The organism is Pseudomonas sp. LBUM1644 (assembly GCF_059716195.1).
The window spans coordinates 5,089,515-5,107,430 of record NZ_CP166812.1; the positions used below are offsets into that span (position 1 = coordinate 5,089,515).

The 17,916-nt window shown below is 59.7% G+C and carries 16 protein-coding genes; 7 read left to right on the forward strand and 9 right to left on the reverse strand.

The features are described from left to right. Positions 1-5: 5 nt before the first annotated feature. From lepA to lptF, 3 genes are all read right to left on the reverse strand, one after another. A complete protein-coding gene (gene lepA, locus ACA052_RS23310) occupies positions 6-1,805 on the reverse strand; it encodes a translation elongation factor 4 (RefSeq protein WP_497646982.1) in 1,800 nt (599 codons plus the stop codon). 171 nt (positions 1,806-1,976) lie between these two features. Next, positions 1,977-3,038, reverse strand: coding sequence for an LPS export ABC transporter permease LptG (gene lptG, locus ACA052_RS23315; RefSeq protein ID WP_497646983.1), 1,062 nt, complete (start codon positions 3,036-3,038; stop codon positions 1,977-1,979). Then, positions 3,031-4,149, reverse strand: coding sequence for an LPS export ABC transporter permease LptF (gene lptF, locus ACA052_RS23320; RefSeq protein WP_497646984.1), 1,119 nt, complete (start codon positions 4,147-4,149; stop codon positions 3,031-3,033). The genes lptG and lptF overlap by 8 nt, the downstream gene beginning before the upstream one ends. 394 nt (positions 4,150-4,543) lie before the next feature. Between lptF and ACA052_RS23325 the strand changes: the two genes are divergently transcribed. The 5 genes from ACA052_RS23325 to rlmF all read left to right on the forward strand — a co-directional run bounded on the left by ACA052_RS23325 (position 4,544) and on the right by rlmF (position 11,374). After that, on the forward strand, positions 4,544-6,034 hold the full coding sequence (locus ACA052_RS23325) for a leucyl aminopeptidase (RefSeq protein WP_497646985.1): 1,491 nt from the start codon (positions 4,544-4,546) through the stop codon (positions 6,032-6,034). Positions 6,035-6,185: 151 nt separating this feature from the next. Beyond that, entirely contained in the window at positions 6,186-6,614 is a 429-nt protein-coding gene (locus ACA052_RS23330; protein ID WP_497646986.1) for a DNA polymerase III subunit chi, read from the forward strand. An 8-nt stretch (positions 6,615-6,622) separates the two neighbouring features. After that, positions 6,623-7,009: a DNA polymerase III subunit chi gene (locus tag ACA052_RS23335; protein WP_497646987.1), complete on the forward strand. Its 387-nt coding sequence runs from the start codon at positions 6,623-6,625 to the stop codon at positions 7,007-7,009. A gap of 257 nt (positions 7,010-7,266) precedes the next feature. Then, complete coding sequence (locus ACA052_RS23340; RefSeq protein ID WP_497646988.1) at positions 7,267-10,113, forward strand: valine--tRNA ligase; 2,847 nt, start codon at positions 7,267-7,269, stop codon at positions 10,111-10,113. Positions 10,114-10,351: 238 nt separating this feature from the next. Next, the gene (rlmF, locus tag ACA052_RS23345) at positions 10,352-11,374 is read left to right on the forward strand and encodes a 23S rRNA (adenine(1618)-N(6))-methyltransferase RlmF (RefSeq protein WP_497646989.1); all 1,023 of its coding nucleotides are present in this window, start codon (positions 10,352-10,354) and stop codon (positions 11,372-11,374) included. A gap of 207 nt (positions 11,375-11,581) precedes the next feature. On the opposite strand, the gene ACA052_RS23350 is transcribed toward rlmF, so the two are convergent. Further along, the gene (locus ACA052_RS23350) at positions 11,582-11,863 is read right to left on the reverse strand and encodes an HU family DNA-binding protein (RefSeq protein WP_007905514.1); all 282 of its coding nucleotides are present in this window, start codon (positions 11,861-11,863) and stop codon (positions 11,582-11,584) included. 394 nt (positions 11,864-12,257) lie between these two features. On the opposite strand from ACA052_RS23350, the gene yejK reads away from it, so the two are divergent. Together yejK and ACA052_RS23360 are read left to right on the forward strand one after the other, a co-directional pair. Beyond that, positions 12,258-13,262, forward strand: a complete 1,005-nt coding sequence (yejK, locus tag ACA052_RS23355; protein WP_497646990.1) for a nucleoid-associated protein YejK — start codon at positions 12,258-12,260, stop codon at positions 13,260-13,262. Then, positions 13,262-13,612 (forward strand): glutaredoxin family protein, encoded by a 351-nt coding sequence (locus ACA052_RS23360; RefSeq protein ID WP_497646991.1) that lies wholly within the window; start codon positions 13,262-13,264, stop codon positions 13,610-13,612. Before yejK ends, ACA052_RS23360 begins: the two co-directional genes overlap by 1 nt. Positions 13,613-13,782: 170 nt before the next feature. On the opposite strand, the gene ACA052_RS23365 is transcribed toward ACA052_RS23360, so the two are convergent. The 5 genes from ACA052_RS23365 to ACA052_RS23385 form a co-directional block, all read right to left on the reverse strand. Beyond that, entirely contained in the window at positions 13,783-14,718 is a 936-nt protein-coding gene (locus ACA052_RS23365) for a glutathione S-transferase family protein (RefSeq protein WP_497646992.1), read from the reverse strand. 88 nt (positions 14,719-14,806) lie between these two features. Then, positions 14,807-15,124, reverse strand: a complete 318-nt coding sequence (locus ACA052_RS23370; protein WP_497646993.1) for a GIY-YIG nuclease family protein — start codon at positions 15,122-15,124, stop codon at positions 14,807-14,809. Between the two features lie 39 nt (positions 15,125-15,163). Continuing rightward, the gene (locus ACA052_RS23375; RefSeq protein WP_497646994.1) at positions 15,164-15,634 is read right to left on the reverse strand and encodes a nuclear transport factor 2 family protein; all 471 of its coding nucleotides are present in this window, start codon (positions 15,632-15,634) and stop codon (positions 15,164-15,166) included. Positions 15,635-15,746: 112 nt separating this feature from the next. After that, positions 15,747-17,054 (reverse strand): CynX/NimT family MFS transporter, encoded by a 1,308-nt coding sequence (locus ACA052_RS23380; protein WP_497646995.1) that lies wholly within the window; start codon positions 17,052-17,054, stop codon positions 15,747-15,749. Then, a complete protein-coding gene (locus ACA052_RS23385; protein ID WP_497646996.1) occupies positions 17,044-17,703 on the reverse strand; it encodes a FadR/GntR family transcriptional regulator in 660 nt (219 codons plus the stop codon). The genes ACA052_RS23380 and ACA052_RS23385 overlap by 11 nt, the downstream gene beginning before the upstream one ends. Between the last annotated feature and the right edge of the window lie 213 nt (positions 17,704-17,916).

Here is a 17,916-nt window from a genome sequence, read left to right on the forward strand (position 1 = left end):
AGGACCTAACTATCCAACCTGAGCACTGCAAGGAAGGCTTCTTGTGGAATTTCCACGTTGCCGACTTGCTTCATGCGTTTCTTACCGGCCTTTTGCTTTTCCAACAGCTTGCGCTTACGGCTAACGTCACCGCCGTAGCATTTGGCCAATACGTTCTTTCTGAGTGCCTTGACGGAGGTTCGCGCAATAATCTGCCCGCCAATGGCGGCCTGGATCGCGACGTCGAACATCTGGCGCGGAATCAGTTCTTTCATCTTCTCGGTCAACTGGCGACCTTTGTAGTGCGCGTTATCTCGGTGCACGATCAACGCCAGGGCGTCGACCTTGTCACCGTTAATCAGCACATCCAATTTCACCAGACTAGCCGATTGATAACGATCGAAATGGTAATCCAGCGAAGCATAGCCACGGCTGGTGGACTTCAGACGGTCAAAGAAGTCCAGGACCACTTCGTTCATCGGAATATCGTAGGTCACCTGGACCTGAGACCCGAGGAACAGCATGTCGTGCTGCACGCCACGCTTCTCGATGCACAGGGTAATGACGTTGCCCAGGTGCTCTTGCGGCACAAGGATGTTGGCCCGCACGATCGGTTCGCGCATGTCTTCGATCGAAGACACGTCCGGAAGCTTCGACGGGTTGTCGACGTAAATCGTTTCACCGGTTTTCAGCAACAGTTCGAAAATTACCGTCGGCGCCGTGGTGATCAGGTCCAGGTCGTATTCGCGCTCCAGGCGCTCCTGGATGATTTCCATGTGCAGCATGCCGAGGAATCCACAACGGAAGCCGAAGCCCAAGGCGTCGGAGCTTTCCGGGGTGTATTGCAGCGACGAGTCGTTGAGCGTGAGCTTTTGCAGGGCTTCACGGAAATCTTCGAAGTCATCGGAGCTGACCGGGAACAGACCGGCATACACCTGCGGCTGGATGCGTTTGAAGCCTGGCAGCACGTCAACGTCTGGCGTGGAGCTCAAGGTCAGGGTGTCACCGACCGGCGCACCGTGAATGTCCTTGATGCCGGCAATGATGAAGCCCACTTCGCCAGCCTTCAGGTCGACGGTGGCGGTGTGTTTCGGGTTGAATACACCGACGCTGTCCACCAGGTGGATCTTGCCGGTGGACTTGACCAGGATCTTGTCGCCTTTCTTCACACGACCGTGACGCACGCGTACCAGGGAAACAACGCCCAGGTAATTGTCGAACCAGGAGTCGATGATCAACGCTTGCAGCGGATCTTCGTAGTTGCCGGTTGGCGCAGGGATGGTCTTGACCAGGCGCTCGAGCACTTCGTCGACGCCCAGGCCGGTCTTGGCCGAGCACTCGACCGCATCGGTAGCGTCGATGCCGATGATTTTTTCGATTTCTTCTTTCACACGGTCCGGATCGGCCTGCGGCAGGTCGATCTTGTTCAGGACCGGCATGACTTCCAGGCCCTGCTCGATCGCGGTGTAGCAGTTGGCAACCGACTGCGCTTCCACGCCCTGACCGGCATCGACGACCAGCAACGCACCTTCACAGGCCGCCAGCGACCGGCTGACTTCGTAGGTGAAGTCAACGTGGCCCGGGGTGTCAATGAAGTTCAGCTGGTACTTGATGCCATCGCGAGCGGTGTAATACAGGGTGACGCTGTGCGCCTTGATGGTGATCCCGCGTTCACGCTCCAGGTCCATGGAGTCCAGGACCTGGGCTTCCATTTCGCGCTCGGCAAGGCCGCCGCACATCTGGATGAATCGATCGGCCAGCGTCGACTTGCCATGGTCAATGTGGGCGATGATGGAGAAATTGCGGATATGACTCAAATCACTCACGGATCAACACTCAAAAAGGCTGCAGGCATAGCCCGCCGAAAAATAGCCGGGAATTGTACCTGATCCACGGCGCAAGCGTCACGTTCGCAGGTCAGACGGCACGTACAAAAACGCCCCGGTCTTGCGACAGGGGCGTTTTTCATGATTAGCCAGCACGGGAAATACCCGGATTCAACCGGCCCGGCGCAACAACCAGACCCCGGCCAGGGCGCAGACACCCGCCGGAACCAGCACCGCAAACAGTGGCGAGAACCCGAACACCAGGCTCGAAGGCCCCAGCAAGTCCTGGACGATGCGGAAGGTGAAACCCACCAGCACGCCGGTGAACACCCGCTGACCGAGGGTCACCGAGCGCAGTGGACCGAAGATAAAGGAGATCGCCATCAGCACCAGCGCGGCGGTGACCAGCGGTTGCAACACCTTGACCCAAAATGCCAGCCAGTAACGGCCATTGTTCAGCCCCTGGTCGGCCAGATAGTGGATGTAACCCCACAACCCGGTGATCGACAGCGAATCGGGCGACATCACCACCGTGCTCAGCAATTGCGGGCTCAGCGCCACGTTCCAGCGCTCGACCGGCGCGGTCACCACTTCGGTGTTCTTCTCATGGAACAGCGTGGTCGTGACATCGCTCAACTGCCAGTGATCCTTGTCGAACTCCGCACGCTTGGCGAAGCTCGAAGACAACATGTGGCGCTGATCGTCGAAGCGATAACGAGTCACGCCATACAGCAGGCCATTGGGCTGCACGGAGTTGACGTGAATGAACTCGTCTCCCTGGCGGTGCCACAGGCCATGCCTGGCGCTTTGCGCATCACCACTGCCCTGCGCCAGGGAACGGTTGGCCTGCGCGGTGCTTTCGGTGGCCGGCGCCACGTACTCGCCAATCAACACACCCACCACCATCAGGACCAGCATCGGCTTCATGACCGCCCAGACAATGCGCCCGATCGATACGCCCGCAGCACGCATGATGGTCAACTCGCTGTGACTCGCCAGGCTGCCGAGACCAATCAGGCAACCGATCAGCGCTGCCATCGGCAACATGTCGTACAGACGACGCGGCGCGGTCAGCAGTACGTAACTCAATACGTCAGACAAGGTGTAGGTGTCGCTGACCTCACCCATTTCGTCGATGAAGGCAAACAGCGTTGCCAGACCGAGAATGATCCCCAATACCGCCAGGATCGCCACGAACACACTGCTACCAATGTAGCGGTCGAGCTTAACCACGGGCCACCTCCAGCGCGCTGCGACGACTCGCACGCTTCAACTGCAGGGGTTCCCAATAAAGCAGGCCCAGGCCGATGGCCAGGAAGATCGCGTGCACCCACCACAAGCCCAGTGCTGGCGGGATCTTGCCCTTTTCGAGGGCGCCGCGAGCGGCAATCAGAATGGACAGGTAAGCCATATAAAGAAGAATCGCCGGTAAAAGCTTGAGGAAACGACCCTGTCGCGGATTGACGCGCGACAGTGGCACTGCCATCAGGGTCACGATGAATACCAACAGCGGCAGGGACAGGCGCCATTGCAGTTCAGTGCGTGAGCGCAGGTCGTCGCTACCGAGCAAGGAACTGGTGGTCATGGCATCGCGGTCGGTGACTTCGTCGCTGACATCCGGTTTTGGCAGCAGGACGCCGTACTCGTCGTACTTGATCGCACGGTAGTCGGCCTGCCCCGGGTTGCCGTCGTAGCGATAGCCGTTGTCGAGAATCAGGTAGCGGTTGCCGTCAGCGCGAATTTCCTGGCGACCTTTTTCGGCCACCAACACTGAAATGCCGCGATCCTTGTTATCGGACGCGGCGTTCTTCTGCGAAATGAACACGCCGCCGAGGTTGACGCGGTCATCCGACAACATTTCGGTGTAGGTCACCCGGGTTCCGTCGCGCAGGGCCTGGAAGCGACCCGGCTCCAGGGTATCGAACTCAGTCAGGGCATCTTGCTTGTTCAGCAACAGCTGGAACTGATTGGCTCCTTGCGGCGCCAGGCTCAGGCTCAACCAGGCCACGACCAGTGCAACCAGCGTGGCGGGAAACAAGGTTATGACAAACAGACGTTGCTGGCTCATGCCGGTCGCCGACAACACGGTCATTTCGCTTTCCAGGTACAGCCGGCCATACGCCAGCAGAATCCCCAGGAACAGCCCCAATGGCAGGATCAGCTGCAGGAAACCCGGCAGGCGGAAGCCCATGATCAGGAACAATGAGCCTGGGTCCAGGAGACCCGAGGCTGCCTGGGCGAGGTATTTGATGAAACGCCCGCTCATGATGATGACCAGCAGCACGGCGCTGACGGCGCTCAAGGTCAACAGGACTTCGCGGGACAGATAACGGAAGACGATCAAACCAGACACTCCAGGGTTGTCAGGCTAAGGCGGCCAAACAAGCAAACGTATCAGGCGACCCGCAGGGCAGAGCCGCCGAAAAAGATGGCGCATTATCCTGTGATTGGGTGCGCCTGTCACTGCGCAATGCGTGGGAGGGGACTGTAGGAGCAAGCTCGCTCGCGAAGGTCGCCAACGATAACGCTACCAGCCAGACACCCCGCGCAGTTCACGGATTCTTCGCGAGCAAGCTCGCTCCTACAATCGTGAGAGCGAGGGTTGTCAGGCGCGGGCCGTGAGGTTCAAACTGCGGCCTTTGTCGCAGGCCGTGACTTGCGTCTTTCTATTTATAAGCAAGCGGCGGACGCCCAGCGTCGAGCGCTTGCGTGTTGACCATTAATTCAGGGACCCGGACATGGAACTGGTTGTAAAAAGCGTTAGCCCAGAAACGTTGAAGACCGCCACTCTGGTGGTCGCCGTCGGCGAAGGCCGCAAGCTCGGCGCCATTGCCAAACAACTCGACGAACTGAGCGGTGGCGCGATCAGCGCTGTGCTCAAGCGCGGCGATCTCGCCGGCAAGGTCGGCCAGAGCCTGCTGCTGCACAGCCTGCCGAACCTCAAGGCCGAGCGCGTGTTGCTGGTCGGCGTGGGTAAGGACGAAGAGCTGGGCGATCGCCCGTTCCGTAAAATCATCGCCGGCGTCCTCAACACCCTCAAAGGCCTGGGCGGCAGTGATGCCGTACTGGCGCTGGACGAAGTCGTGGTCAAAGGCCGCGACAGCTACGGCAAGACCCGCCTGCTGGCCGAAACCCTGGTAGATGGCGAATACACCTTCGACGAGTTCAAGAGCCAGAAAGCCGAACCTCGCGCCCTGAAGAAAGTCACCCTGGTGACCATCAAGGCCGCTCAGGCTGAAGTGCAACGCGCCGTGACCCACGCCACCGCAATTGCCAACGGCATGGCCTTCACCCGCAACCTGGGCAACCTGCCGCCGAACATCTGCCACCCGACTTTCCTTGGCGAACAAGCGAAGAACCTGGGCAAAGAGTTCAAGGATCTAAAAGTCGAAGTCCTCGATGAGAAGAAAATCAAGGACCTGGGCATGGGCTCGTTCTACGCCGTCGGCCAGGGCAGCGCGCAACCGCCACGCCTGATCGTCATGCAATACAACGGCGGCAAGAAATCCGAAAAGCCGTACGCACTGGTTGGCAAAGGCATCACCTTTGACACGGGCGGCATCAGCCTGAAGCCAGGCGCCGGCATGGACGAAATGAAGTACGACATGGGCGGCGCTGCCAGCGTATTCGGCACCCTGCGTGCCGTGCTCGAACTGAAACTGCCGATCAACCTGGTGTGCATCCTGGCCTGCGCCGAGAACATGCCGAGCGGCAACGCTTCGCGCCCTGGCGACATCGTCACCACCATGAGCGGCCAGACCGTGGAGATCCTCAACACTGACGCCGAAGGCCGTCTGGTGCTGTGCGATGCCCTGACCTACTCCGAGCGCTTCAAGCCGCAAGCGGTGATCGACATCGCGACCCTGACCGGTGCCTGCGTCGTCGCACTGGGCTCCCACACGTCGGGCCTGCTGGGCAACAATGACGAACTGATCGGTCAACTGCTGAGCGCCGGCCAGGCCGCCGACGACCGCGCCTGGCAACTGCCGCTGTTCGACGAGTACCAAGAGCAGCTGGACAGCCCGTTCGCTGACATCGCCAACATTGGCGGCCCGAAAGCCGGCACCATTACCGCGGCCTGCTTCCTGTCGCGCTTCACCAAGAACCTGAACTGGGCGCACCTGGACATCGCCGGCACCGCATGGACCAGCGGCGGCAAGGACAAGGGCGCCACTGGCCGTCCGGTTCCCCTGCTGACCCAATACCTGCTGGACCGCGCCAAAGCCTAAATATCAACTCACTGCCTACTGTAGGAGCGAGCTTGCTCGCGAAAAACTCAAGATCGCCGCGATTAACCTGGTTTCCCGCGTCATCGTTGACGACCTTCGCGAGCAAGCTCGCTCCTACAGATTCCGCGGAAGTTGATTCCAGGAACCTGCAATGACCAAAGTCGACTTCTATATCCTGCCCAGCACCGATCCTTCGGCGCGGCTGGATTTCGCCTGCAAGCTCACCGAAAAAGCCTGGCGCATGGGCCATCGCATCTACCTGCATTGCAGCGATGCCGCCCAGCGCGACGATCTCGATGCGCGTTTGTGGGCCTTCAAGGGCGAAAGCTTTGTGCCCCATGGCCCTGCCGAAAGTGAACCGGATAGCTTGATTGTCCTGGGTCTTGGCGATGACTGCGGCCAGCATCAGGATCTGTTGGTCAATCTCGACCTGAAAGTCCCGGACTTCGCCAAGCAGTTCGCCCGCGTGGCGGAAGTAGTGGTAGAAGACCCGGTGATTCGCACGGCGGCGCGGGAGAGTTTCCGCTTCTATCGCGAACAGGGCTATCCTCTGCAAGATCACCGTTTACAGCGACTCTGAGTATTCCGATGGACACTCCAAAACCGCAACAACAGTCCGCGCATCTGCTGGACGACCTTGAGTCGATCCGCCAACTGCTCGGCGATGACAACCTGCAGCCACCGCTGCTGACCGACACGGTCGAGGACGGTGACCAGGAACAGATCCCGATGTTGTTCGATACGGTCAGTGGCAGCCAGCCAACCGTCGAACCGACACCACCTGCCACTGCAACCCAACCGGCACCGGCCGTCAGCAAGAACCCCGACGACCTGCTGCACCTGGACGGCGAACTGCGCGCCGCCGCGCAATTGATCATGCAAGACGTGATCGACGACTTCGCCCCGCACATCGAAACCGAAATCAAACGTCGCCTCGCAGCGCGGATGGAACGGCTGCTCAGCCAATACGAATAAACCCGCGCTATGTAGGAGCTGCCGAAGGCTGCGATCTTTTGATCTTGATCTTTAGCGATGCCAGAAAGATCAAGATCAAAAGATCGCAGCCTTCGGCAGCTCCTACAGTGCAATACCCATCACCACATCCCAGCCCCCCCATTTGTTTTGCATCACGATTGATGGTGCGCCCTGTCCGCACCCGCTCGCCCTGCGCCCCTTGCCCCGCTATACTCGTCGGCTTTTCCTGAATTAATGCCAATAGGGTCCCGCCGCGCATGGATAAGACCTACCAGCCGCACGCCATTGAAACTTCCTGGTACAACACCTGGGAGTCTGAGAATTACTTCGCCCCGCAAGGCGCGGGCGAGTCCTACACCATCATGATCCCGCCGCCGAACGTCACCGGCAGCCTGCACATGGGTCACGGCTTCAACAACGCGATCATGGACGCCCTGATCCGTTTCCGCCGCATGCAGGGTCGCAACACCCTGTGGCAGCCGGGCACCGACCACGCCGGTATCGCCACGCAAATGCTGGTGGAGCGTCAACTCGAAGCCCAGGGCCAGAATCGCCACGACCTGGGCCGCGAGAAATTTCTCGAAAAAGTCTGGGAATGGAAGGATCAGTCCGGCGGCAATATCAGCCGTCAGATCCGTCGCCTAGGTTCGTCCGTGGACTGGGGCCGCGAGCGCTTCACCATGGATGACGGCCTCTCGGAAGCGGTCAAGGAAGCCTTCGTACGCCTGCACGAAGACGGTTTGATCTACCGCGGCAAGCGTCTGGTCAACTGGGACACCAAGTTGCACACGGCGATTTCCGACCTCGAAGTGGAAAACCACGACGAGAAAGGCTTCCTGTGGAACCTGAAATACCCGCTGGCCGACGGCGTCAAGACCGCTGAAGGCAACGATTTCCTGATCGTCGCGACCACTCGCCCGGAAACCATGCTCGGCGACGCCGCCGTGGCGGTTAACCCGAACGATGAACGCTACAAAGCCCTGATCGGCACGTTTGTCGAGCTGCCGTTGGTCGGCCGTCGCATCCCGATCATCGCCGACGATTACTGCGATCCTGAATTCGGCACCGGTTGCGTGAAAATCACCCCGGCCCACGATTTCAACGACTACGAAGTCGGCAAGCGCCACAACCTGCCGCTGTTGAACATCTTCGACAAGAACGCCGCCGTTCTGCCGGCCTGCCAGGTGTTCAACCTCGACGGCACGCTCAACGAAAGCATCGATGGCAAGATCCCGGCCGAATACGTCGGCCTCGACCGCTTCGAAGCGCGCAAGCAAATCGTTGCGGCGTTCGATGCTGCCGGCTTGTTGGTCAGCGTCAACGATCACGCCCTGAAAGTACCGAAAGGCGACCGTTCCGGCACTATCATCGAGCCGTGGCTGACCGACCAGTGGTATGTGTCGACCAAACCATTGGCCGAACCTGCGATTGCCGCCGTTGAAGACGGTCGCATCCAGTTCGTGCCTAAACAGTACGAAAACATGTATTTCTCGTGGATGCGCGACATCCAGGACTGGTGCATCAGCCGTCAACTGTGGTGGGGCCACCGGATTCCGGCCTGGTACGACGAGTCGGGCAAAGTCTACGTCGGTCGCGATGAAGCCGAAGTCCGTGCCAAGCACAACCTCGGGCCGGACGTTGCGCTGCAACAGGACAACGACGTTCTCGACACCTGGTTCAGTTCGGGCCTGTGGACTTTCTCCACCCTTGGCTGGCCGGAGCAGACCGAGTTCCTGAAGAAATTCCATTCCACCGACGTGCTGGTCACCGGCTTCGACATCATTTTCTTCTGGGTCGCCCGGATGATCATGCTCACCATGCATTTGGTGAAAAACGAAGACGGCACGCCGCAGGTTCCGTTCAAGACCGTTTACGTTCACGGTCTGGTGCGTGATGGCCAGGGCCAGAAGATGTCCAAGTCCAAGGGCAACGTCCTGGACCCACTGGACATCATCGACGGTATCGAACTGGAAGAGCTGGTGCAGAAACGCACCTCCGGCATGATGCAGCCGAAACTGGCGAAGAAGATCGAGAAGCAGACCCGCGACGAATTTGCCGACGGCATCGCCAGCTACGGCACCGACGCCCTGCGTTTCACCTTCTGCTCGCTGGCGTCCACCGGTCGCGACATCAAGTTCGACATGGGCCGCGTCGAAGGCTATCGCAACTTCTGCAACAAGATCTGGAACGCCGCTCGTTATGTGCTGGACAAGGGCGAAGACTGCGGCCAGAACGGCGAAGCCTACGAGCTGTCCCTGGCGGATCGCTGGATCATCTCGCAACTGCAACGCACCGAAGCCGAAGTGACGCGTCAACTCGACCAGTTCCGCTTCGACCTGGCGGCACAAGCCTTGTACGAATTCATCTGGAACCAGTATTGCGACTGGTACCTGGAACTCTCCAAGCCGGTGCTGTGGGACGAGAACGCGCCGGTTGAACGCCAGCGCGGCACCCGCCGCACCCTGGTTCGGGTACTGGAAGTGGCGCTGCGCCTGGCGCATCCGTTCATGCCGTTCATCACCGAAGAAATCTGGCAGCGCATCGCGCCGCTGGCCGGTATCGAAGGCAAGACGATCATGCTGCAACCTTGGCCAGTGGCCAATGAAGAGCGCATCGATCCGGCCGCCGAGAACGACATCGAATGGCTCAAGGAACTGATGCTCGGCACGCGCAACATCCGTGGCGAAATGAACATCGGTCCGGGCAAACCACTGAACCTGTTCCTGAAAAACGTCAGCGCCGAAGATCAGCGTCGTCTCACCGAGAACGAAGCCCTGCTGAAGAAGCTGGCGCGTCTGGAATCGATCACTGTATTGGCCGCCGGCGAAGAAGCACCGCTGTCCGCCACTGCGCTGGTGGGTGAGATGGAAGTGCTGGTGCCGATGGCTGGCCTGATCGACAAGGACGCCGAACTGGCACGTCTGGACAAGGAAATCCTGCGCCTGCAAGGCGAAGTCCAGCGCGTGGGCGGCAAGCTGTCCAATGCCGGTTTCGTCGACAAGGCTCCGGCCGAAGTCATCGAGAAGGAGCGCGCCAAACTGGCTGAAGCCGAACAGGCTTTGGGCAAGCTGGCCGAGCAGCATGCGCGGATTGCCAGTTTGTAACAGCAAATCGCAATGAACGAGGGAGGCCCGCAATGGCCTCCCTTTTTTATGCCTGCCACATTCCCCCTGTAGGAGCTGCCGCAGGCTGCGATCTTTTGACTTTGCTTTTTAAAAAACAAGATCAAAAGATCGCAGCCTCGTTTCACTCGGCAGCTCCTACACAGGGGATATGCGTCATCGGGGAGCGGATGTGGGACAATACCCGCCACTTTCAGCCATACCCGAATCGACCACGCCCATGACCGCCCCCCGCACACCCCGCCCTGCGCGCAAGAAGCCTGACTCCGCCACCCCGGCCAAAGCCGTGGAACCGCGTGAAAAGGCCAGCCTGCACCCGCGCAATCGCCATCAGGGTCGTTACGACTTCCCGGCGCTGATCAAAACCACGCCGGAACTGGCGAAGTTCGTGATCATCAACCCGTATGGCAAGGAAAGCATCGACTTCGCCAGCCCGGACGCGGTGCGGGTGTTCAATCGGGCGCTGCTGAAGTCGTTCTATGGCATTGCCCATTGGGACATTCCGGCGGATTACCTCTGCCCGCCGGTGCCGGGGCGTGCCGATTACGTGCACTTCCTGGCCGACCTGCTGGCCAGCGTCAACGACGGCGAAATCCCGCGTGGTGCCCCGGTCAAGGTGCTCGATATCGGCATGGGCGCCAACTGCGTCTATCCGCTGATCGGCTACAGCGACTACCGCTGGCACTTCCTTGGCTCGGAAATCGACCCGACGGCCGTGGCTGCCGCCAAAGCCATCGTGCAGTCCAACGGACTGAACAAGGCCATCCAGTTGCGCCAGCAAAGCAATCCCAAGCACATTCTGCTGGGCCTGCTTGAACCCGGCGAACGCTTCGACCTGACCATGTGCAACCCGCCGTTCCACGCCTCGATGGACGAAGCCACCAAGGGCAGCGAGCGTAAATGGCGCGCCTTGGGCCGCGCCGACCCTAAACGCAAACTGCCGGTGCTGAATTTTGGCGGCCAGTCGGCGGAATTGTGGTGTGAAGGCGGTGAAGCACGGTTTGTAACGCAACTGATCGCCGAGAGCGCGCATTTCCAGCACAAAGTGCTGTGGTTCAGCACTCTGGTCTCGAAAGCCTCCAACCTGCCTGCGATCCAGACGGCGCTGAAAAAAGCCGGCGTCCTGGAAAGCCAGGTCGTGGAGATGTCCCAGGGGCAGAAGCAAAGCCGCTTCGTCGCCTGGACGTTCCAGACCAAATCCGAACAGCAGGTCTGGCGCGAACGCTGGACTCGTAAAAGCTGAGTAATTGACCGACGCAGATCAAACTGTGGGAGCGGGCTTGCTCGCGAATGGGGTGTGTCAGTCAACTTATTAGGCGACTGACACACCGCCTTCGCGAGCAAGCCCGCTCCCACATTGGTTTTGCTGTGTTGGCTGGCAATCGCCAAATCACAGGCACAAAAAAACCGTGCCCGGATCGCTCCAGAGCACGGCTTTTTTTTCTGCGTCTTACTTGTTAACAGCGTCGGTCAGGCCTTTGGCCACAACCAGCTTGATAACTTTCTTGGCAGCGATTTCGATGGCAGCGCCAGTCGAAGGGTTGCGGCCGGTACGGGCAGGACGCTCAGTCACTTTCAGTTTGCCGATACCTGGCAGAGTGATTTCGCCGCCGTTTTCCAGCTGATCGGCAACGATTTGGCCCAGTTGGTCCAGAGCGTTACGCGCGGTGGTTTTTGGCGCGTCGATAGCTTCAGCGATGTCGGCGATCAGTTGGTCTTTAGTAAGAGCCATGTAGTGTTCCTTCCCTATCAAATTCATATGGATTGCAGAGTGCAGTGTCAGCCATCGAGCCCGATCTTCTGGATCTGGCACCCTCGGCCAATAACCACTGGATCGGGGTTATAGATACCGAAATCAGGGTTTGGTTCGACCTGACAAATGCTGAATGCACGCTTAACGCAGTGACTTCGCGCAAGACCGGGCAAAACTAGCACAGAGACGGGGAAATATCCGCCTCTAGCTACCCATTTGGTCAGCTTTATTGCTCTAAATCGGTAAAAAACTGCATAAGCACCGGTGGTCGGGGCCGAATTGCCCTTCACACCGCGCCAAAACCAATGATTGCGGTACACTTGGCACTTTTTGGGGGAGCACGCCCTCCTCTCTTCAATCAGCCGAGAAGCCCATGCCGATCCGTCATTGCATCGTCCACCTGATCGACAAAAAACCCGACGGCACACCTGCAATTCTCCATGCTCGCGACTCCGAATTGGCCGAGTCGAGCGCCATCGAGAACATGCTTGCCGACCTCAACGAAAGCTACAACGCCAAACAAGGCAAGGCCTGGGGCTTTTTCCATGCCGAGTCCGGGGCGCACCCGTTCAGTGGCTGGCTGAAAGAATACTTCGAGGGCGGCAAGGATTTCACGGCCTTCAGTCGTGTGGCGGTGGAACACCTGCAAAAACTGATGGAAGAGTCGAACCTCTCGGTGGGCGGCCACGTGCTCTTCGCGCATTACCAGCAAGGCATGACCGATTACCTGGCGATCGCCCTGCTGCACCACAGCGAAGGCGTTGCAGTGACCGAGCAACTGGACGTGACGCCGTCGCGGCACCTGGACCTGGGTCAGTTGCACCTGGCGGCACGGATCAACGTCTCCGAGTGGCAGAACAACAAACAGTCCAAGCAGTACATTTCGTTCATCAAGGGCAAGAACGGGAAAAAGGTTTCAGAGTATTTCCGTGACTTCATTGGCTGCCAGGAAGGCGTCGACGGCCCCGGAGAAACCCGCACCTTGCTCAAGGCCTTCAGCGACTTCGTCGAAAGCGAAGACTTGCCGGAAGAATCCGCCCGCGAGAAAACCAAGACCCTGGTGGATTACGCCAGCAGCCAGGCAAAACGGGGTGAACCCATGGGACTGGAGGAGCTCTCGGAGCTGATCGACGAAGAACGTCCGAAAGCCTTCTACGATCACATCCGCAACAAGGACTACGGCCTGTCTCCGGAGATTCCGGCGGACAAACGTACCCTGAACCAGTTCCGTCGCTTCACTGGCCGCGCCGAAGGCTTGTCCATCAGCTTTGAAGCGCACCTGCTGGGCTCGAAGATCGAATACGACGAAGAAGCCGGCACGCTGATCATCAAAGGCCTGCCGACCCAGCTGACTGACCAGCTCAAGCGACGCAACTGATGTTGGGCGGCGTGCTGAAAAAATTCCTGCTGATCCTGCTGGTGGTCGTGGTTTACCAGAACTGGGGCAAGATCGAGCGGGTGTTCAATCCCGCGCAGGTGGTGTCCGAGCAGACCCAGGCCAAGGCCAACGTCGTGCTCTACGCCACCGAGTGGTGTGGTTACTGCAAGCTGACCCGGCGTTTTCTCGATCAGAAAGGCATTCCGTACACGGAATTCGATATCGAGAAAGACGCCGAGGCGCGCAAGGCTTATGAGGCGTTGGGTGGCGGAGGGATTCCGATCATCGATGTCAACGGGACGTTGATTCGCGGGTACGACCCGGATGCAATCCTCGCCGCGTTAAAATAACTGATCAGGCTCACACAATCCTTGTGGTGAGGGGATTTAGCGAAACGTCGCACCGCCCCGTTGGGCTGCGAAGCATCCCCAGCGTTTCAATGGGCGAAACGCATTCACCGGATTTACGACTGCTTCGCAGCCGGACGGGGATAAATCCCCTCGCCACAGGTGTGTGTTTATCAGTGTTTTTCGATGCGGAAGCCAAACCGTGGAAAGTGCACATGCACCATGCCGCCACGCTCGTCTTCACGACGCAGAATCAATTCTTCCCGCCCTGCAAACAACAACTCTCCGGCCACCGGATCGACGCCATAATCAGTGGCGGCGATCACCACCTGCTGGCCCGCCTCAAACCCGTTCGGCTCATCGAACTGCTCATCCGGCAATGCGGCCGGCGTGGCATTGCGCGCCACCTCCAGCGCCTCCTCGGACGTCATCTCGCTGAAGGCACCGTGACCAAAGCCCAATACCCGTGCGTGCCACGCAGCCACCGCCGGATAAGCATCGACCAGCGGCGCGGTGACCGGCGTGGCTTTGAGGAACCACAGGCAATGAGCCAGGGCAAAGTCGGCAATCGATGGCTCACCGAACAGGAAATCGCCCTGCTCACGTTGCAGCTGCTGCTCCAGACGCGCCATGATCGTCGGCCACTGATGCCGAGCCTGCTCGGCCGACAACCGTGTGGCGCTGCCACCACTAAACAACCCGGCGCGGTCGGCAATAAACGCCTTGATCGCTTCCGGCGGCAAATTGCCAAAGCGCACGGCGACCGATTCTGGCTGAAACACCAGGCTCACCGCATGCTGGAACACCACCGAATCAGCCCATGCCGCGAAGGTCGCAGCAATCATTTCCTGACCTTCAGGGAAGAACGCCGGCAAAGCTTTTTCCTGTTCCAGTCGGCGTGCGATCAGCGAAGTGTCGCAATAGATATCCGCGCCAATCTGCAACACCGGCGTCTTGCGGTAGCCGCCCGTCAGTGCGGTCAAATCGGGTTTTGGCATCACCGGCGAGATCTTCACCGAGCGCCAGGACAGGCCCTTGAAGCCCAGCAGCAGGCGGGCCTTTTCGGCGAAGGGGGACGTCGGGTAATGATGCAGAATCAACTCGGACATGCTCGGCTCCGCCGCAAAGATCAGGAGTCCGCAGCTTAGCGCGCAATCGGTTAGCAGCCTACAGATCTGCCTGATGGGAACTTATCAGTCAGATTGATAAGGCGGTAGCAGCGCTCGCCACCAGGCATTCCTTGGCGCTCTTCTTGAGCTTTTTGATCAACCGTTCCTGACGCAGCGCTTCGCTTTTGTCGCGGCAGATTTCGGTGTAGACCAAGGCCATGGCAGGACTGGAGAGAAAGAACCGTGCACCCTTGCCGCTTTGATGCATGGCGAAGCGACGCACGGGATCATCGCTGATTCCGCAATAGAGCGAACCATTGGCCGCACGAACGAGGTAGACAAACCAGGGTTTGCTGACGGGCGTCGGTTCGGCGGCAATGACGGCGGATTCGCTCGGGGTGTTCACGTGACGATCAAGGCTTGTAGGAAACAAGCCGCGATCTTATCAGCGACTGGCCTGGAATGCCTTCAACCCCTTCAAGGCTTGAGCGCGGACGGCGTTTCTCACCAAAGGCGTCCAGCCCAACAACAGGCCTTTGAAACCCAGCGCCTGGCGGGACCAGGCCCACAGATCGAAGCTGTCGTGATGCTCGCAAATCTTGCCGTCGCGAAAAACAAAGCGCGCCTGGATATCATTGACCACGATGTTGCCGGTCTGGCTGAACAGGTAGGTCGCCACCCAGTGGGCGCCGCCGGTGCGCTCATCGGCACGAACGTTATCGAAGGTCAGTGAGAAGTCCTTGGCCCGGGTAGTGAGCATCCGCCACATGTCGCCGGCGTCCCGGCCGCGCAGTTCGCCAAACGCCGGATCACTGAACACCACGTCGTCGGTGTAGCAGGCGCTCATGGCTTCGGCATCCAGCCGCTGGAACGCTTGGTAGAACTGGGTGATCAATGCGCTGTGGGCATCACTCATGTGCAGGCTCCCTGATGTACAAAAAAGCTTCGAAAGTTTGCCTGCACGATAGTCAACAAATGCGCGGAACACTATCGGCATTCGTGCGCAGAATACCGACAGTGCGCAGGTGTCAGACCTTCTCGCTTTGCACCTGAACGTACAACGAACGCCCGGCCCCCAGGCCCGCGAGGATCGCACCGAGGCCAACGACGCCGAAAATCCAGCCCACAGCGTTCCAGCCACCGGTCCAGTCATGCACGATACCGACCGCGAACGGCCCCATCGATGCCAGTGTGTAACCGAACCCTTGGGCCATGCTCGACAGGTTGGCCGCCACATGAGCATCCCGCGAACGCAATACAATCAGGGTCAGCGCCAGGCTGAACGTGCCGCCCTGCCCCAGACCCAGCAGAATCGCCCAGCCCCACAGACCTTCGATCGGCGCATACAGGCAACCGAACAAACCACCGAGGGTCAGTGCCATGACGATCACGATCGCCAGGCGCTGATCCTTGCCGCGCGTCGCCAGCCACGGCGCCGCCAGTGAGCTGGCCAGCTGGATGATTACCGATCCCGACAACACCAGACCCGCTTGAGTCGGCGTCAAGCCGCGCCCGATGAGAATCGAAGGCAACCAGCCAAACACGATGTACGCCAGCGACGATTGCAGGCCCATGTACAACGTCACTTGCCAGGCCAGCGGATCACGCAACAGGCCACGGACTCGATACGCGACGTTATGCGCGCCGTGTTTCTGACCGACTTGTGGCAACCAGAACACCGCCGCGAGCAACGCCGGAAACACCCAGAAGCCCAGACCCAAGGCCCAGCTCTTGTCGAAATGCTCGCTCAACGGCACGGTCGCACCGGCCGCCATGGCTGCGCCGAGGCACAGGGCCATGGTGTAGACGCCGGTCATGGTCCCGGCGTGTTTGGCAAAGTCGCGCTTGACGATGCCCGGCAACAAGACGCCGATCACACCGATGCTCGCGCCGGCCAGCACGCTGCCGGCAAACAGGCCGACTTCGCCGAACGAACTGCGCAGGATAATCCCGCCCGCCAAGGTCAGGAGAATGCCCAACACCACCCGTTCAGCGCCGAAACGTCGAGCCAGGATCGGCGCCAGCGGTGCGAACAGACCGAGGCAAAGCACCGGCAAGGTCGTCAGCAGGCCGGCCTGTGCGGCGGACAAGCCGAGGGTCTTCGAGACCTCGCTGAGCATCGGCGCCATGCTCGAAAGCGCGGGACGCAGGTTCAGCGCGACCAGAATCAGGCCGAGCAACAACAGCCACGGACGACGCAGGATCGGGTGACTCTGCTGGACCGTTTCGTCATCGGCCTCGGCGTCGATCAGCAGCTCTTCGAGCTCCGCCGTGCGTTTGGGTTGCGTGATGGTGCGGTTGTCGCTGGACATGGGATTCTCGGTTTCAAGGTTCATTGATCAACTGCCTCGACAGGGCTTTCGCCCGTTCGGGGTCGCGTTGCTCGACGGCATCCAGCAGTTCGATGTGAAGGTCGAATACCTCTTGGCGTCGCGGGGAAATGTTCAGGGTCTGGCGCAGTTGCGCGCCGATGATGCTGGAGAAGTAGCGATACAACTCGCTGAGCGCCGGGTTGTGCGCGGCGTCCACCAGACGGCGATGGAACACCAGATCGCAGGCGATGTAGCTGTCGAGATCGCCGTGATAGTGGCTACCGCTGACGCCGAGCGCCTCGCGCAACGCCACCAGGTCTTCATCGGTACGGCGCACTGCCGCGAGACCAATCGCTTCAACTTCCAGAATGTGCCGGGTTTCCCGGGCCTGCTCGTGGGAGCAGCGGGACAACGCTTTCAGGGTGTCCAAAGGATCGACCACGGCCCGCACATAACTGCCGTCGCCCTGACGGATTTCAATCAATCCGGAAAACGCCAGCACCCGCATGGCTTCACGTACCGTGTTGCGGCTGATGCCGAGTTCGGCAGACAGCTCGGGCTCGGTGGGCAGGCGCCGGCCGACGGTCCAGATGCCTTGGGAGATGCGCAGGCGCAATTGCTCCAGGGCTTGATCGACCAGGGAACGTTTAATCAATGGAGAAATTTCTGACATGGGATTCGCCCTTTCATCCAATCATAGGATGAATTTCGGGACATGTTAGTCAGCTTGGTTCGAGAGGACAACCCTGTAGGAGCGAGCTTGCTCGCGAAGAACGTACGGACGCCTCGCTCATCCAGGCAGACCTCGTCATCGTTAACGTCCATCGCGAGCAAGCTCGCTCCTACAATTCGCGGGCGAAAAAAAACCCTTCACGGATTGCCGTGA

Coding starts and splice junctions, on each gene's coding strand:
- yejK (WP_497646990.1), top strand. CDS start 12,258: ATGCCGATCCGTCATTGCATCGTCCACCTGATCGACAAAAAACCCGAC.
- ACA052_RS23340 (WP_497646988.1), top strand. CDS start 7,267: ATGGATAAGACCTACCAGCCGCACGCCATTGAAACTTCCTGGTACAAC.
- ACA052_RS23335 (WP_497646987.1), top strand. CDS start 6,623: ATGGACACTCCAAAACCGCAACAACAGTCCGCGCATCTGCTGGACGAC.
- ACA052_RS23350 (WP_007905514.1), bottom strand. CDS start 11,863: ATGGCTCTTACTAAAGACCAACTGATCGCCGACATCGCTGAAGCTATC.
- ACA052_RS23330 (WP_497646986.1), top strand. CDS start 6,186: ATGACCAAAGTCGACTTCTATATCCTGCCCAGCACCGATCCTTCGGCG.
- ACA052_RS23375 (WP_497646994.1), bottom strand. CDS start 15,634: ATGAGTGATGCCCACAGCGCATTGATCACCCAGTTCTACCAAGCGTTC.
- ACA052_RS23380 (WP_497646995.1), bottom strand. CDS start 17,054: ATGAACCTTGAAACCGAGAATCCCATGTCCAGCGACAACCGCACCATC.
- ACA052_RS23365 (WP_497646992.1), bottom strand. CDS start 14,718: ATGTCCGAGTTGATTCTGCATCATTACCCGACGTCCCCCTTCGCCGAA.
- rlmF (WP_497646989.1), top strand. CDS start 10,352: ATGACCGCCCCCCGCACACCCCGCCCTGCGCGCAAGAAGCCTGACTCC.
- ACA052_RS23385 (WP_497646996.1), bottom strand. CDS start 17,703: ATGTCAGAAATTTCTCCATTGATTAAACGTTCCCTGGTCGATCAAGCC.
- ACA052_RS23360 (WP_497646991.1), top strand. CDS start 13,262: ATGTTGGGCGGCGTGCTGAAAAAATTCCTGCTGATCCTGCTGGTGGTC.
- ACA052_RS23325 (WP_497646985.1), top strand. CDS start 4,544: ATGGAACTGGTTGTAAAAAGCGTTAGCCCAGAAACGTTGAAGACCGCC.